The sequence below is a fragment of the Pseudomonas sp. 2835 genome (assembly GCF_050435905.1).
GTDB lineage: Bacteria > Pseudomonadota > Gammaproteobacteria > Pseudomonadales > Pseudomonadaceae > Aquipseudomonas.
Window position 1 is genome coordinate 184,353 of record NZ_JBNDLE010000001.1, and the last position, 16,390, is coordinate 200,742.

The 16,390-nt window shown below is 62.4% G+C and carries 12 protein-coding genes and 1 pseudogene; 3 read left to right on the forward strand and 10 right to left on the reverse strand.

Translation table 11 applies throughout. The annotated features are described in order from the left end of the window. Positions 1-35: 35 nt before the first annotated feature. The 5 genes from ABIE20_RS00685 to ABIE20_RS00705 form a co-directional block, all read right to left on the reverse strand. A complete protein-coding gene (locus ABIE20_RS00685; protein WP_429501905.1) occupies positions 36-491 on the reverse strand; it encodes an REP-associated tyrosine transposase in 456 nt (151 codons plus the stop codon). A 135-nt stretch (positions 492-626) separates the two neighbouring features. Beyond that, positions 627-926: a hypothetical protein gene (locus ABIE20_RS00690; protein WP_429501907.1), complete on the reverse strand. Its 300-nt coding sequence runs from the start codon at positions 924-926 to the stop codon at positions 627-629. Between the two features lie 80 nt (positions 927-1,006). Beyond that, on the reverse strand, positions 1,007-2,200 hold the full coding sequence (locus ABIE20_RS00695; RefSeq protein ID WP_429501909.1) for a hypothetical protein: 1,194 nt from the start codon (positions 2,198-2,200) through the stop codon (positions 1,007-1,009). 87 nt (positions 2,201-2,287) lie between these two features. Beyond that, positions 2,288-2,755, reverse strand: a complete 468-nt coding sequence (locus tag ABIE20_RS00700) for a VOC family protein (protein WP_429501911.1) — start codon at positions 2,753-2,755, stop codon at positions 2,288-2,290. Positions 2,756-2,864: 109 nt separating this feature from the next. Beyond that, the gene (locus ABIE20_RS00705; RefSeq protein WP_429501913.1) at positions 2,865-4,484 is read right to left on the reverse strand and encodes an NADP-dependent glyceraldehyde-3-phosphate dehydrogenase; all 1,620 of its coding nucleotides are present in this window, start codon (positions 4,482-4,484) and stop codon (positions 2,865-2,867) included. 139 nt (positions 4,485-4,623) lie between these two features. Between ABIE20_RS00705 and ABIE20_RS00710 the strand changes: the two genes are divergently transcribed. Continuing rightward, positions 4,624-6,882: a putative bifunctional diguanylate cyclase/phosphodiesterase gene (locus ABIE20_RS00710; RefSeq protein ID WP_429501915.1), complete on the forward strand. Its 2,259-nt coding sequence runs from the start codon at positions 4,624-4,626 to the stop codon at positions 6,880-6,882. 158 nt (positions 6,883-7,040) lie between these two features. On the opposite strand, the gene ABIE20_RS00715 is transcribed toward ABIE20_RS00710, so the two are convergent. Further along, positions 7,041-10,685 (reverse strand): dermonecrotic toxin domain-containing protein, encoded by a 3,645-nt coding sequence (locus ABIE20_RS00715; protein ID WP_429501917.1) that lies wholly within the window; start codon positions 10,683-10,685, stop codon positions 7,041-7,043. Positions 10,686-10,751: 66 nt separating this feature from the next. Further along, positions 10,752-11,735: a hypothetical protein gene (locus tag ABIE20_RS00720; protein ID WP_429501919.1), complete on the reverse strand. Its 984-nt coding sequence runs from the start codon at positions 11,733-11,735 to the stop codon at positions 10,752-10,754. A gap of 347 nt (positions 11,736-12,082) precedes the next feature. Between ABIE20_RS00720 and ABIE20_RS00725 the strand changes: the two genes are divergently transcribed. Further along, a complete protein-coding gene (locus ABIE20_RS00725; RefSeq protein ID WP_429501921.1) occupies positions 12,083-12,730 on the forward strand; it encodes a hypothetical protein in 648 nt (215 codons plus the stop codon). A 92-nt stretch (positions 12,731-12,822) separates the two neighbouring features. Further along, positions 12,823-13,671 (forward strand): annotated as a pseudogene (locus ABIE20_RS00730) (IS5 family transposase). 81 nt (positions 13,672-13,752) lie between these two features. On the opposite strand, the gene ABIE20_RS00735 reads toward ABIE20_RS00730, so the two are convergent. From ABIE20_RS00735 to ABIE20_RS00745, 3 genes are read right to left on the reverse strand one after another with little or no spacing between them, the layout of a single operon-like run. Further along, positions 13,753-14,547 carry a ChbG/HpnK family deacetylase gene (locus ABIE20_RS00735; RefSeq protein WP_429501923.1) on the reverse strand — a complete coding sequence of 265 codons (795 nt, stop codon included), beginning with the start codon at positions 14,545-14,547 and terminating at the stop codon, positions 13,753-13,755. Continuing rightward, positions 14,519-15,691, reverse strand: a complete 1,173-nt coding sequence (locus ABIE20_RS00740) for a GNAT family N-acetyltransferase (protein WP_429501925.1) — start codon at positions 15,689-15,691, stop codon at positions 14,519-14,521. Before ABIE20_RS00740 ends, ABIE20_RS00735 begins: the two co-directional genes overlap by 29 nt. Before the next feature lie 4 nt (positions 15,692-15,695). Then, entirely contained in the window at positions 15,696-16,385 is a 690-nt protein-coding gene (locus tag ABIE20_RS00745) for an N-acetyltransferase (protein ID WP_429501927.1), read from the reverse strand. Positions 16,386-16,390: the final 5 nt, after the last annotated feature.

Below are 16,390 nucleotides of genomic sequence, written 5' to 3' on the forward strand. Positions count from 1 at the left end.
CACAGGGTTGTGCATGCTCCGATTCCCCCAGAGGTCTAGAGCCAGATGGCATCCCAATGCGGGTAGTCACCTATGCGAGACACCAACCCCGCCCTCAGAGGATTGGCAACGATATAGCGCGCCACCGCCTGAATATCTTCTTCCCGGCGCAACGCCCGGTCATGGAAACCTTGTTGCCACAAGCGCCCCGTGCGCCGGCTGGTCTTGTTGATCAGGCAGGTACTGCGAGATTTGACTCGCCGTACCAAGGATGCAAGGGTTCCCTGCTGCAGCTCGATCAACCAGTGCAGATGATCGGGCATGATCACCCAGGCAAGGGATTTCGCCAGGGCTTGATGCTGTGCATATTGCAGCTGTTCAACCATCAGCCGAGCCAGGTGAAAATCAGTGAAAACCGGTTGGCGGTTTTCAGTGATGCTGGTCAGCAGGTACAAACCGCCAGGTGTCGATACTCGCCCACGTCTGAGGCGATGGGAGGCTGGACTGTCCATGTGGGGTCTCCTGAAGATGAACTTTCAGGCTAGCCCGATCATTGCTTTCGGATATCAGGACAGTTAAACCTGATGTGTCTGAAGCATGCACAACCCTGTGGGAGCCGGCGTTGCCGGCGATGGCCGCGCAGCGGCCTAATAACCGCCAGCGCGGCCTTGACTTGCACCGCCATTCTCCGAGCCGCTGCCTTCTTTCGTTGGCTCGCGCCGGCTGCCATCGGTTTCACTGCCACCCTGGCGTCCGGCGTCATTGCCCTGGGTGCGCGGGTCGGTGCCGCTGGGCAGCGGTGTATCGGTGGGGTTGGTGCCGGTATTGATGCTCGGCAGCGTAGTCGGGGAGGTGTCCGGGTTGGGGTTGGTCGGGCCGGTGTCAGCAACGGCCTGGGCGCCAACCAGTGCGGCGAACATCAGGACAGCGAGGGCGCTACGGGTCATGGTCAAACTCCTTTTCTGGACAGATGCCAGACGTTAGGTCCGGCCACCCTTCGAAGGTGCGACGCACTCGACCAACGGCACTACTCGCGCCCGCGCATGAAGAAGCCGGCCACGTACTTACGGAAGGTGTCCAGGCTCTTGAAGTCGGCATAGCGCTTGAAGGTTTCGCCCTCCGGCTCAGGCCCCAATGGCTGTTCGGTCAGCGATACCGAGAGTACCCGGTCCTGGTCGGAGCTGAGCACCAGCGCATCCATGCCCTGACCACCCAGCACAGGCCGGCGCATGATCACCTTGACGCCCTTGCTGGCCATCCAGTCGATCAGCGAAATGAGCATTTTCAATGGCTCGCGCTCTTCATCGCGGTACACCGGGAACAGCTGCCCGCGCGACAGCACCGGCACGCTGGCAACATGAATCAGCTCATAGAAATGACTGCCGGCACTGGCCGGCGAGTAGATCGCCAGGGCCAGCAACGGCCCCGGGGTCTTGCTGCCGCCCCAGAGCAGATGATGGCCCTGAAAGTCGAAGCCGTCTTCACTGCGCTCGTTGAACACCTTGCGCGCCTTGATCTGGCTGACGCAATCAAGCAGCAGACCATGCCGGCGATGGTTGCCAAAAGCCGTGGACTCACGCAGCCGCGCCTTGAGCATCATCATGTGCTTCATGTCCAGGCGGGTTTCGAGGTAGTTGCTGGCCGGCACCCGCTCGATCAGCGGATAACGGCTGGCCACCCCGCGCAGTTCGGCGAACTGCCCGGTGAGATCCTTCTTCAGATGAGTGGCGTAGACGTTCAGGCCACTGGCCTCGATCAGGGTCAGCAGCAACGACAACAACCGGTGCTGTTCGCGTTTGTCGCCGGTACCTGCGGACTCGCCGCTGGCTTCACTGGCGCGCTTGAAGTCGCCGATCAACCGCAACGGCGCATCGGGCGCCAGCCAGGCTGCCGGTGGCGATTCAGCGTCGTTGTCACGGCTGCCACTTTCACGCTCATCCTTGATGAACGCACAGTCCGGCGCATGCTCGGCGGTGCCCGGATTGTTCTTGAGGAACAGGGTGCCGGTGTTGCCGTTGAGGTTGACGTTGAGCACCGGCATGGCCTTGGGCTGGCAATCACAGGCCAGCCAATGGCCGGCGGCGCGCACCTTCATCAGCAACTGGTTGGCCTGCAGCAGGCGAGGGCCTTCGAGGTTGCCCTGGACAAAACCACGCAACAGCTCGTCTTCAGCAGGGGTGAGGGTGCGCACCAGCGCGGCGTTTTTTTCAATGATTCGCATGCACGATCCTGGCCAGCCTTCCTGTGCCTGCCACCTTAATCCAAAGCCCGGCTGGCGAACATGCCCGCCAGCCGAACCAGGCGCTGCTTACTGGCCGCCAAACAGCTTGGCGGCGCGGGCGCGGATCTCTTCCACGGTCAGGTCTTCCTTGTGGGTGGAGACGAACCAAAGGTTGCCGAACGGGTCTTTCAGGGTGCCGCTACGGTCGCCGTAGAACTGGTCCTGCACGGCGCTGACCTGGGTCGCACCGGCGGCAAGCGCCTGGGCGTAACGGGCGTCTACATCTTCGACATACAAGTGCAGGCCAATGGCCGTGCCATTGAGTGACTGGCTGCTGACCAGCCCGCCGGACTGATCGCACGGGTCGGCGAGCATCAACGAAGAGTCGCCGATTTTCAGCTCGGCATGGCCGACGCGCCCGTCGGGGCCGTCGAGGCGGAACATCTCGACGGCGCCGAAGGCCTTCTTGTAGAACTCGATGGCCTTGGCGGCATCCTTGATGCCCAGGTAGGGGGTAATGCTGTGCTGTCCTTCGGGGATTGGTTTGACTGCCATTTTATTGATCCTCCTTTAAGGCGCCGCAGGGTGAATGGCGCGAAACTGTATATTTATACAGTTTCGGCAATTGGGCAAATCAAAAATCGCGGCGCTGGACGAGCGGCAGTCAGAAAATGTAATCGGTGGTCAGGAAGCTCGACTCGCGGTTACGGATGATGTCGCTGATCAGTTGCTTGTTGCTGTCCTGGAACTTGGTCGCCACCAGCGTGCGGATGGAGAACACCCGCAATGCGTCATGCACCGACAGGGTGCCCTCGGCGGAGTTCTTGCGGCCGTTGAACGGGTAGGTGTCGGGGCCGCGCTGGCACTGGGCGTTGAGGTTGATGCGGCCGACCTGGTTGGCGAAGGTATCGACCAGCCTGCCGACCTCAGCCGAGTTCGTACCGAAGATACTCAGTTGCTGGCCGAAGTCGGAATCGAGCACGTAGTCGATCACCGTCTGCAGGTCGCGATACGGCACCACCGGCACCACGGGGCCGAACTGTTCTTCCTGGTACACGCGCATCTGCGCATTCACCGGGTACAGCAGGGCCGGGTAGAAGAACGAGCCGCGGCTGGCGCCACCGCCTTCGTTGATGACCCTGGCGCCTTTGTCGACGGCATCGGCCACCAGGCCGTTGAGGTAATCGATCTTGCCCGCTTCCGGCAATGGCGTCAGGGCCACGCCCGGCTCCCAGGGCATACCCGGCTTGAGCGCGGCCAGCTTGCGCTGGAATTTGTCGAGGAAGGCGTCCACCACGTCTTCATGGACGAAGAGGATCTTCAGCGCCGTGCAGCGCTGGCCGTTGAACGACAGGGCGCCGGTGACCGACTCGTTGACGGCGTTGTCCAGGTCAACCTCGGGCAGCACGATCCCCGGATTCTTGGCATCCAGGCCCAGGGCTGCGCGCAGGCGGTGCGGGCGTGGGTGGAGTTTTTTCAGGTCGCTGGCTGCCTTGTTGGTGCCGATGAAGGCGAACACATCGATCTTGCCGCTGGCCATCAGCGCGCTGACGGTCTCGCGGCCACGGCCGTAGATAACGTTGATGACCCCGGCCGGGAAGCTGTCGCGAAACGCCTCGAGCAAAGGCCGAATCAACAGCACGCCGAACTTGGCCGGTTTGAACACCACGGTGTTACCCATGATCAGCGCCGGGATCAGGGTGGTGAAGGTTTCGTTCAGCGGGTAGTTGTAAGGGCCCATGCACAAGGCCACGCCCAGCGGTGCGCGGCGGATCTGGCCGAGGGTGTCCTGCTCCAGCTCGAAGCGGCTGGAACGGCGGTCCAGCTCTTTGAGCGCGCCGATGGTGTCGACGATGTAGTCGCAGGTGCGGTCGAACTCTTTCTCCGAGTCCTTGAGGTTCTTGCCGATTTCCCACATCAGCAGCTTGACCACCGCCCCGCGCTGTTCGCGCATCTTCGCCAGGAAGGTCTCGACGTGCTGGATGCGCTCGGCCACGCGCATGTTGGGCCAGGCGCCGCGGCCCTTGTCGTAGGCCTGCACGGCGGCGTCCAGGGCGGTGAGGGCGGTATCGGCGTCGAGCAAAGGGGTGTTGCCGAGGATCACCTGGCGTTCTTCATCGCCGTCCTTGAGCCACACCGGGCTGCGTACCGTGGCCAGCGGCCCGTCCCATTGCTGCAACTGGCCGTTGACCAGGTAATCGCGTTGTACCAGCGGTTCACCCAGGCGATACGCCTCGGGAATCTCGTTGGCATTAGGAAACAGCGAATCGAGCAGACGGTCCATGGGCGCAGCACCTCTATTTCTGTAATGGGTGAAACGTTTCAGTTTGAGCATAACGCCAGCGCGCTAAAAAAAGCCAGCCTGGCTAAACAATGCGCCGCCAGCGCCGATAAAGCAGTAATGCGATGCGAATTACGGACCTATGAGCACAAGAATCCTCGCCCTTGATGACAATCTGGTCCTGCCGAAGAACCTGCGCACCACCCTCAATCGCCTGTTGCCAGTAGGCTTTGCCCTTATCGGCATCGGCCTGTCGGTGGTGCTCGGGCGCCTGGACGTACAGCGCCAGGAAGCCGAAGTGATTGCCAATGCCAGCGCGCGCCTGTCGGGCGTGCGTGCCAGTATCGAAGCGCAGCTGCGCTCGGCGTTCGGCGAAACCGAGGGCATTGCCCAGTTGCTCAGCGCCGACGGTGAAATCAGCCCTGAGCATTTTCATGACATGGCCCGCCAGGCCATCGCCTCGGTGCCGCATATCCGCCATGTTTCCCTGGCGCCCAATGATGTAATCGCCGATGTCTACCCGCTGCATGGCAATCAGGGCGTGCTGGGTACGGACTACCGCCAGTTGCCGGACCAGTACCCGCTGCTGCAGCGCGCCCGCGACAACTACAGCCCGGTGCTGGCAGGCCCGGTGCAGTTGCTGCAGGGCGGGCGCGGGCTGATCTACCGGCGCCCGGTGTTTCTCAAGGGCCACAAGGGCGTCAAGCTGTACTGGGGCAATGTCTCGATTGTCGCCGATATCGACCGTTTGCTCAGCACCGCCGGGCTCGACCTGGACCCGGGTTTCGAGCTGGCCCTGCGCGGCGCCGATGGCCAGGGTTCGGTCGGGGCGGTGATCTGGGGCGACCCGAAACTGTTCGCACAGCACCCGGTGACGGTCAATGTCGACGTCCCCGGCGGGCTCTGGCAACTGGCGGCCAGCCCCCTGGGCGGCTGGCCTTCGATGAGCCTGTTCGCCTCGCCGCTGTTTTTGTTTGCCCTAACCTGCACGGGCCTGTTCAGCGTGTTCGTCGCCCAGCTCAACCGCAGCAACCACCTGGTCAACCTGCGCAACCTCGAGCTCAAGCAGTCCCAGGCGCAACTGGAGCGCCTGGCACATTTTGACGCCATCACCGGCTTGCCCAATCGCCTGCGTTTTCAGCAGCAGCTGTTCGAAGCCATCAGCCAGGGCGAGCGCCTGGCGGTGCTGGTGCTCGACATCGACGGCTTCAAGCAGATCAACGACAGCCTGGGCCACGCCATGGGCGACCTGTTGCTGCAACAGGCCACGGCGCGATTCATGCAGCTTATCGAAGCACAAGACTTCCTCTGCCGCCTTGGCGGTGATGAGTTTGCCTTTGTCCTCAAGGGCCCCGAGGGCGAGTGCATCGAGCGTGTGCAGGCGTTGCTGCAGGTCTTGCAGTTGCCCTTCGACCTCAAGGGCAACGCCGCCCTGGTCACCGGCAGCATCGGCCTGGCCTGGTGCCCGGAACACGGCCAGAGCACCGACCGCCTGCTGCGCCATGCCGACACCGCCATGTACGCGGCCAAAGAGAGCGGTCGCAATGCCTACCGCCTGTACCAACCGGAAATGACCCAACGCCTGCAGCAGCGCCTGGAGCTGGAACACAACCTGCGCCGGGCGCTCAAACACAACGAATTCGAGCTCTGGTTCCAACCCAAGATCGACCTGTTCAGCGGCCGCGTCGAAGGCGCCGAGGCGCTGCTGCGCTGGCGTGATCCGGAGCACGGGCTGGTGTCGCCGGCGCAGTTCATCCCGTTGGCTGAACGCACCGGGCTGATCATCCCCTTGGGCGAAAAGGTGCTGGACCTTGCCTGCGCGCAGATCGCCGCCTGGCGGGCCGCCGACCGCCTGCCAGGGCCGGTGGCGATCAACGTTGCGGCCTTGCAGATCGAGCGCAGCGACTATGTCGCCAGCCTCAAGCGCAGCCTCAAGCGTTACGACCTGGCGCCAACCCTGCTGGAAGTGGAAATCACCGAAAGCCTGCTGATGGAAAGCCAGCAGCATGCCTGCGCGGTGCTGGCGCAGTTGCAGGAGCTGGGCGTGACCACCGCGGTGGACGACTTCGGCACCGGTTACTCGTCACTGGCCTACCTGAAGATGCTGCCGATCGATCACCTGAAGATCGACCGCGCTTTCATCAAGGACTTGCCCGAAGACGACGACGGCGTGGCGATTACCCGGGCGATCATCGACCTGGGCCATGCCCTGGGTTTCAAGATTACCGCCGAAGGCATCGAAACCGCCGAGCAGTATGCGTTTTTGCGCAATGCCGGTTGCGACCAGGGCCAGGGGTTCTGGATGGGACGGCCGATGCCGGTGGCCGAGTTTGACAACTGGCTGGCAGCTCGCGCGGCCAGCCAGCCTGGCGACTACTCCTCGTTGTTGCTGTGGAGGTAAACCGAACGGGTCAGTTCGCAGAACAACTGATGTTCCTCGGCCGCGTGGCCAATCCAGGTTGACGTACTCGTGCTGTTCATTACGGCGCAACGGTGCCTGGCATTGCGCCACCTGAGTGCTCGCAAGGGCAGTCGTACAGACCTGCCCCATTGTGTGCCTCAAAGGTGCAACAGATCGGTGGCTCGCCGAGCCAGGGCACGGGCCCTGAACAGGGGGTCGCGGTCCATTCGCCACAGCTGCTGCCAGAGCAGTTGCCGGGCTGCGCCGGGATTGTTGATGAACTCCTCGCTGTAGAAAAGACCGCGCAGGCTGCGTGCGTAGTCCAGGGGCAGGCGTCTGAATACCGCGGCCAGCGCTGCGGATGCATCTTCGAGCAAGAGGTCGTAGTCCGAGTAGGCCACCAGCAGGTCAGCGCCGTGAATGGCGTGGTAGCCCTCGATCTGCTCAAGCACCTCGGGGGCCAGGTGGTCGCTTTCCAGGCGCAGGGCCCGGGCGGCCGCGTCGCTCAAGGCCAGGTCCGCGGGCAGATGGGTGAACTGGTTGTCCGACAGGTCGAGCAAAAACGGCTCTTCAAGCCTGTGCAAGCCAGCGGGGAGTTGGGTCAGGTCGCAGCCGGACAAGTCCAGCCCCTCCAGGGCCACTAACCTGGAAAGGTCAGGCGGACTTAGCAGCGGATTTTCAGCCAGGCTCAGCACCTTGAGATTGGGATAGCCGTCGAGGATCGCCTGGGCGCCTGCATCCCAGGTAATACGGTTCTGGCCCAGGTCCAGCGAGGTCAGAAACGCTGCATCCAGGCCTGCCGGCAACTGGTTGAAACGGCAACCGAAGGCCGACAGCCGTTCCAGTTCCGGCAGCCGTCGCAGCAAGCTGGCGGGCAGCGCGCTGAGCTGCAGATTGCCATCGAGCGCCAGCTCCTGCACATGGTCGAAGCCTGCTGGCAGCTCGAGGCTGGCGAGGTCTTCGTTGAGCAGCTCGAGGTTATCCAGCTCCAGGGTCAGCAGCCACTCGTCGTTGTCCAGCAGCCGACCGGTTTCCTGACGCCAGGCCTTGATGATCTGCGCCTGCGCGCGCTGGCGTGCCGGGTTGCCGGCGGCCCACTGTTCAAGCGTGCTGCGCATCTGTGAAAGCTCATTCTCCAACGCCTGCAGCGTGCTCAGTGGCTCGCGCAGCTCGCGGCGCCACAGGGCGATCACGGCGTCGGCTTCCTGGTCGGAGGCGGTGGGGTAGAGCGCCCGGTAGCGCAGGGCGTAGGAGCTGGCCTGCGGTGATTGCGCCGGGTAACCGCGAGGCAGGTCGGTGCCACCACGCAGGCGCCCCTGATCAGACCAGCCACTGCCCCGTCCCGACCATAGCCATTGGGGCAACTGCTTGCGCTGGCGCTCGGCAAGAGCCAGTACCTGGATTTTCAGCGCCTGGCCAGTGGCAACGTCCAGGCGCGCGCGGGTGGCTTCGGGCAGCACCTGTACCAGTGCGCTGTACAGGTCAAGCGAAGTGCTGCTGACCAGCACCCTTTGGATAGCCGCCTGGCGCTGACCGCAACTGGCCAGCAACGGCCCGTCGACCGAACCGCCGCGCAGTTCGAGGCGAAGATCGCCCAGGCCGCCGGGTAACCGCTCAAGGCAGGCGAGCAGCAGGCGCTGGCTATCGACACCGGCCAGTTGCGGGTAATACAAGCCTTCAAGTGCGCGTACCAGGGGCAGGGCTTGGGTGACCTTGGCCGCCTGCTCGGCCAGGGCCGCAGGTGTGGAGCCCAAGGCGAGCAAGCGCCTGGCCAATGCCCGGGGCAACCGGGGAAAACGCTGCAGCACGTTGGCTAATTGCCCATCGCCGTCCGCCACCTGCGCGTAACGCCGCTCGAAGCGCACCAGCAATGGTTCTTCGCTTGCGACCTGGGTCTGCACCTGGCGCAGCAGGGCAAGACGTTCCAATGTGTCGGCCAGCAAGGGCGGCGGTGCTTCGCTGGCCAGGTGCAGTCGCCGCAGAGCATCTGCCGAGCTGCCACTGATGCGCAGCGCCTGGTTCAGCTCGAGGTCATCCAGGCCCTCGCTCAATGGCCCGAGGCGGCGCAGCAGTTGTTCGGTCGACCAGGTCAACGGCTGTTCATGAATCGAGCGCCAGGCGCCCTGGCCATTGTGCACAAGCTCCGGTTGGTAGGCACTGGGGGCGCGGGGGTGCACCAGGCGCCAGCGGTCCACTGCGCTATCAAAGCGTTGCTCGTGCAGGTGGCCGTCAATACGCACGTAGGTCTTGGCGCCGACCCGGTACTGGCCCAGGTCATTGGTTGTCAGTTCAGCGGGCAGCTCGACGGTGGTTCGGTAAGGTGCCAGGTCCGGCAACCACAAGCGCACGCGGCCATCGGGCAGGCGCACCTCGGCCAGCTTCGACAACTGTGCCGCCGCCTTGCCGGCCACGGCCAGGCCGCCGATAAAAACCACGTTCAGCGCCACCGATTCCATATGCCCCAGGGCCGCATCGATATCGCCGACCTGCCAGGCCTGCACGCCCTCGACTACCTCTTCAACCAGCTGGTAGGCCACCACCGCCATCATCACTTCGCCCAGGCCAGGCACGAAAAACGCGGCAAGATTGAGAAAATTCAGCGCGCTGCTTTCCCAGAATGCCCTGACCTGGGCGTGCCGCGCCGCGTCGGCATCGGCAGTGCTTACCGCCAGCAGGCGGGCATCGTCCAGGGCCTGCTGCAGGTGCTGGTCAAACAGCGAGCGAAAGTGCGGGTTGGGTAGTTTGCGGGTGCTCACGTGCAGGTCGGCGCCGGCTTGCAGGGTCCAGTCCTCATCCGCCTGGGCATCGCCGCCATCGAGGTTGCGCTTGAGCACACTGAAAAAATGCGCCTGCTGCGCGCTGGCCACAAAGCGGGCGAAGAACTGCCGGAACCCTGCGTTGCACAGGCGCGTTTGCAGGGCCGCCGTGCACGCCGCCAGCGATGGGTATTCGACCAGCTCGCCATCTACCGCACCGGGCAGCCACGCCACCACCGGCAGATCATCACCCAGGCCTTGCGGATAAAACAGCAGCACCTCGCGCAGTGCGATGGCGAACAGGCTCGGCTGCTGCACCGGCAGCAACTGGCCCGGGCCGTCCAGCAACGCCAGCAAGCGATCCTGGGATTCGCCGCTGATATGCCGGCGCAAACCCGCTAGCTGTATGCCGGCACGCAAGCGGTCCTGGGTGGCGCTGATCCACAAGTGGGCGACGAAGGGCGCGCGGTAGTGGCTGAGCAAATGCGCCTGGTAGCGCTGGCCCAGGTCCAGGGCGCGGCAGCTGGTTGCAAAGGCGTGCGGTGCAATCGCCAGCTTGCGTTCGGTATCGATACACAGGTAGCTCGGCGAAACAAAACCCTGGTCTTGATAGAAATTGTGCAGCGCCGCCTGCAGCAGGCTGATGGGGGCCTTGGCCACGGCCTTCGGCGGTTGGCGGGGGGAAATCAGCACCTGCTCATAGTCCACCCACTGCGCCTTGCTGACCTCAAGCTGCACCCCGAAGTCTGCCTGCAGGCGCGCGGCCAACAGCGGCTCGGCGAAGCTCGTCAGGTTTTGCAGACCGCGCAGTTTGTCGGCAAGTGTTGCGTGTGACGCCCGGCTGCGAGCCTGGGCGGCGAGCACCGCCGCGCGCAGGTCGGGGGCGGCATTGGCGAACCAGTCGGCTTCAAGGCCTGCGTGGCCCTGAGGCGGTTGCTGGGTCTGGCGCAGGCGCTGCCAGTGCGCGGTGGTGGTATGGCGGGTCCAGGTCGGCAGTTGTTGCTTGATCAACGAGTGATGCAGAGGTGGCAATTCAAGGGCAGGCATGGGCGTGTTCCCGTGGGTTGAAAGCCCACAGCACACCCGCGCACGCCTGCCCTTGGGTGGTAGTTATTACTCTTCGTGGGTTTGCACCTCGATGTTGCGGGTCAGACGCCTGACCAGGGCATCGAGCTGCTGAAGGAACTGTTGTTCGAGGTCCTGGGCGTAGATCTGCAAGTGCGCCGGATCAACGATCATCCCCCGAGCCAGCTCCAGGGTGTTGGCATACTGGGTTTCCAGGGTGATGAAGTCCGCGGCAAAACGCTGGCGCAGCAACGCGACCCAATCGCCATGGACAAAGATTCGCGTACCCTGGTGGCGCTGCAAGATGGCGTCCAGGCCGGCCTCGGTGCCCGGGTTGAGCTGTTCAACGTGCTGGCGTAGCGACTCCAGCCTGCCATCGTATTGCCGCTGCAGGTAATGCTCGATCAGCTCGATGGACAGCGGTTCGCCGTCTCGCGGCGTGGGCGTCATTACCAGTGTCGGGTCATCGGCCAACTGCTGCAGAAACCAGTAGAAGTATGCTTGCTCAATGGGTTGGCGGTTCGCTACGGCAGCAGGATCGCCAAGTGTCAACGCCGTGCTGGCTTCGGTAGCAGCGTTGTGCACCGCCCGCAAGCGCACGCGTTCGACCACCTGTTGCAGCAGCCGTTCGCCTCGCACCACAGCGGTCGGTGCTGCCATGGCGAAGGCACGTTGCGCCTGGGGCTCGAGGGTCAGCAGGTTGTGGGCGATCTCCGGGAGCATCAGCGTCTCGTTGCCAGGGGCCTGTTCAAGCCAGCCCAGCACCCGCCACCAGCGGCGCAAGGTGGCATGGGGCGCGGTCTGGTAATCCAGGTTCCCATACAGCCCACGCAGCTGGCGCATGAAGGGGCGCGGAGCGTGCACCTGCAGGCGGCGCCACAGTGCCAGTTGCTCGGGCGTGGCGGTGAATAGCAGGGCCTGGTAGTTGAAATCGGAGACCATCAGGTCGACATGATGGGTGGCAAAGTATTGCTCGATGCGGGTCAGGGTGACGTACCGGTACCATGATGGCTGCTTATGCCCTGTATTCATTGCCGAAGAAGAGTACAAAAGCTGAGTATCAAGAAATAGTAGATGCATCTACGGTTGAAGAAGGCTCGCAATCGGCCGTGCTTTTAGAGTTTCACAAGAAGTTGTTTCCAGGTTTATATGGTTAGCATTTTCTGGGGTTGTATGTTTTTAATCGTGGGTGCTACAGGGCCCGTGTCTGCACGGGACCCTGCCTGCTTCTCCAGTTCACAGGCGCCGATTAGGCAGAAAACCGTTGTCACATGAGTCGGTAGCAAAAGTTGACTCCCTTAGGCATCAGTCAATCGTTTAGCTCAGTGTCAAATGCTTTGCTGACGATAGTCGCGGTTTTAACTTTATGAGGTGTTACCATGGGAAGGCTTGACGTTTCGTCATTTTTTGCAACTCTCACCGTTCCAGGGAAGTGCCTCAGGTTTGGTAGGCCCATAGATCCGAAACTGAAAGTAGATGAAAACAATAAGGATATCGTGGTGGTTGAAGATGGGGTCAGGCGCTTATGGGTAGGGCCGGGGCAAGGAGGGATTGATGTCTTCTGTAAGCGTTCCGAGGAAGGGTTTGTAATTCGACTTATGGCGGGCGATCATTATGGCAAATACCTTGGTGTCGATACGGAATACAGCTTAACTGCCTGTCGGGCTGAGGCGGATGGTGAGGGCGCTGGAGGAGAAATTTTTTTTATGTTTAAGGAGGCATATGAGCGATTTACTCAAACGTACATAAATGAGCATGATTTAGAAGATGTCGTTGCTTTGGGTGTTAGAAGTGGCAGTGATAAACGATGGGTTGTGTCACTCGGCGGTATTGCTCTTAAAACGTATCTTTCTGAGTATAGCATTATCAAAAATGAAATTAGTGATGAGGCTCGGGATCGCATACAGCAAGACGCGTTGACGTGGGGGGAGTTCGCTAAACTTACAGTTGTGCGTGTGGTCCAGAATGGTTTATGCGATTTCCGGCTGGCCATTACAGAGTTAAATCCCAAAGATCCCTTTGCCTAGGCTCTGTACGAAATCCCGAGAAACCCAATCGGCGTCCCTCGGAAGCTGAAATTATGTAGAGTTTCCAGCCATCTGCGCAAAGGAATCCTGTGATGGCAAAGCGTTACGAACTCTCGGACGAGGCCTGGGATGTGGTTGCTTATCTCTTCACCGAAACCCATGGCCGGGGGCGGCCCCGCCTGAGCGACCGCCTGATGCTCGATGGCGTGCTCTGGGTGCTCTGCTCAGGTGCTGCGTGGCGAGATATGCCGGAACGCTTCGGCCCGTGGTCAACGGTGTATCAACGGTTTCGGGGCTGGCGAAACCAGGGGGCATTCGATCAGATGCTCAAACGCTTGCACCTGAGATTGAATGAGCAAGGCTTGATCGATGTGCAAACCTGGATGATCGACTCAACCGCAGTACGCGCAACCCGAGCCTCTTCTGGTGCCGGGAAAAAAGGGGGCCTGACGAGCCTGCCGATCACGCTCTAGGCCGCACTCGCGGTGGCCTGACAACCAAAATCCACATGCTCTGCGACGCCAACGGGACACCGTTGCGCTTCCTCCTCTCTGGCGGTCAAGCCAGTGACATCAGCTACGCCCAACCCCTATTGGACGAGGTCAGCATTCCATCGAACCAACGTGGCCGCCCGCGTAAGCGCTGTAAATGGTTGCTTGCCGACAAGGGCTACGACGCCGAAGCACTACGTCGCTACTGCGACCAATATCGAATGCAACCCGTCATCCCGCTGCGCTCGATGAAGCGCAAACCCAAGCCTGGCTTACAAAGACTGTTTGATCGGCCCAAGTACCGACAGCGCAACATCATCGAGCGCATGTTTGGCTGGCTGAAAGAGAACCGCCGGATCGTGACACACTTCGACAAGCTCGCGAAAAGCTATGGTCTAGCTGGCTTGTTCCATGCGGTGTTTGCGAAATCTCTTTTCGTACAGAACCTAAATCAATGGCCTGCCTAACGGCATGCCAATATTGGCCCGCACACAAGCAATCTGACAGTTCCCGCTCCGACAATTGATAATCTTAAGAAGTCGATGCCGATATCGCCTCACGCTCCGCCCCAACCACTCCATACCCCACCCTAGGCACCCCCCCCAACCGCAAGTCCACCAACGCCTTCAACGACTCCCCACTTCCCAAATACGCATCGCCAAAATCATGCCCCCCCAACGCACTCGGGTGCGCCACCACCTCCAGCAACCCACTCGCCGGCGCCAACCCCGCGCGTAAATCCGCCGGCGTACACACATAATCCGCCGTCGCCCCCGCCAACTGCTTCAACCGGCGATTAAGCAACGTTTTGAACACCCGCTTCAGCGGCCCGATGTTATGCCCAAGATTACGCGCCAGCCGCACCGCCACACCTTCCCGCGCCGCAAACCGGGCGACGATTACGCCAATGGGCCAGATGTTGTGCACATGCTGATGCGAGTCCAGGTGGCTGGGCATCAGGCCCTGGTTCAGGCAGTGCTGCCACTGCGCCTGCAGTTCCTGCTCAACGGCGTCGAGTTCGGCGCGGCTCAGGCGCAGGGTGCGTTGTTTCAGGCGCAGGTCGAATTCGCCGTTGGGCGCGCAGAAGCGTGGCTGTTGGCGGATGGCTTCGCTCAACGGCCGGCCGTGTGTGAGGTTGAAGTGCAGGCCGATGCGCCCGCGCAAGGCCGGCAGTTGCGCCAGGCTGCAGGCGGTGCTGAAGGCCGGCATGTTGGCCATGGCCGTGGCCGAGCTGATCAGCCCGGCCTGGAAGGCATGCAGGATGACCGCGTTGGTGTGGGCGCTGAGGCCGAAGTCGTCAGCGTTGACGATGACCTGTGAGGGCATCCGGGTTCTCCTGTGGCGGGTCGGGCTCGGCGGCTGTGGCCGGTTTTTTTTGACGCAGGCGCTGCAGCTGCGGCTTGAAGCGTTGCCACAGGCGCAGGGCCAGGCCCAGGGCCAGGCCGCTGGGGCGCCAGCTGTAGAAGCTTTGCCGTTGGTGCTCAAGGGTGGCGCTCATGCGTTCGTGCAGTTGGTGGCTGGAGTTGTTCAGGCTCACCCGCGAGGCGTCGACCCATTCCCAGCCGTCGTCCAGGCCCCAGTGAATCCATTCCTCCAGCAGCACGCGGCCGCTACCAAGCTCGGCATAGGCGGGCACGAAGGCCAGGTTGTAGTCGTACACCCGACCGCGCTCGAACACCCCCAGGCGGTAGCTGATGCAGCGGCCGTCGAGCTCCAGCAGCACCATGCGCACCAGGCCTTGGGCAGCCAAGGCGGTAAAGGCCTGGTACATCCATTGGCGACGCAGGTGGCCAGAAAAGATGCCGACGTCATCATCGCCTTTCCAGCTGAGGTCTTCGACGGCGCTGATGGATTCGAGCAGTGACGTGATGGTGTTTGCATCCGGGATCACCCGGCGCACCTGGGCGCCGCAGGCGGTAATGCGTTTGCGCGCACGGCGCAGTTTGTAGCGTGGGTCACCGCTGATTTCCTGGCGATCTTCGGGCACGATGCGGTGCACCGGCACCCGGCAGCTCAGGCGCTGCTCATGGGTAGAGCTGCGCCTGGCCCAGCGGCTGAGCAGGGTGTGGGCCGCCGAGCCGTCGGGCACTTCGTCCAGTTGCAGCAGGGCGTGGGGCAGCTGCCTGCGGATCGCCCGCAACACCTGCGCGGCCGCCTTGGCTGGCACATCGCAGAGCAGGGCGATGCGGTCACTGAGCGGGTAACCCAGATGACGCACCACCTGCACGGTCAGCGGGCCGAAGCGCTCGTTGCTGCGGATCAACGCCAGGCACAGGCACAACCGGCCCTGGTCGCGGCCCACCAGTACCTGCAGCTGTTGCCCGGCTGTCAGTGCCGCTTCGGCCGCCTGCAGCCAGCCCAGGTGGTTGAACGGCGTGCTGTCGGCCAGGTGCTGGCGCAGTTGCTCGTACTCGGTGGCGGGGAAGTCCGCCGCCGCCAACGACGGGTACCACTGCAGGTCAAGGCTCATAGGTTCAGGTCACCGTGGCCGGGGCCGCGCTGGCTTCAGGTTTGCGCAGGGCTTGCAGGCGCGATTCGCTATAGCGTGTTTCGCGATAGAACTTCCAGCGCCCGAACAGGCAGTACACGTGCATGATCCGCCCCTGTTCTTTATAGCCCATGCGCAAGTGCAGCTTAAGCGCCGGGATGTTGTGGCTCTCGCACACGTCCACGACGGTATCGCAGCCCTGGGTGGCCATGGCTTTCCACAGCTCCAGCTGCACGTCGACCGACAGTTGCGAGCCCCAGTAGCGGCGGATCATTTCGCCACCAAACTCGAAGAACTGCCCAGGCTCCACCGGGAACCAGCAGCCGTAGTAGTGGCGGTCGTGGTAGTGACGCACGCTGCCCCAGATAAAGGCTACGGTATCGCCGGCGTCATCGAGGAACATCAGCCCGGTGTGACCTTCGCCAGCCAGTTCGCGCATGGTTTCGATACGGTCGCCAAAGTGTCTGGCGAAGGCCTGCACGTTATGCACGGTGATGGTTTCGATGCGCAGCGCCGGGTAGGGTTTGAGTGTGTGCGGCGGCACAGGGCTGGTCAGGTCGCGTTCCATCCACAGCAGTTCCCAGTGGTAGAACAGGTAGCGCTTGACCGCCGCGTTGAAGGTGTTGCGCAGTCCTTTGCGCTTGATGCGTTCCTGGATTTTGCTCAAAGCACTCATAGTGC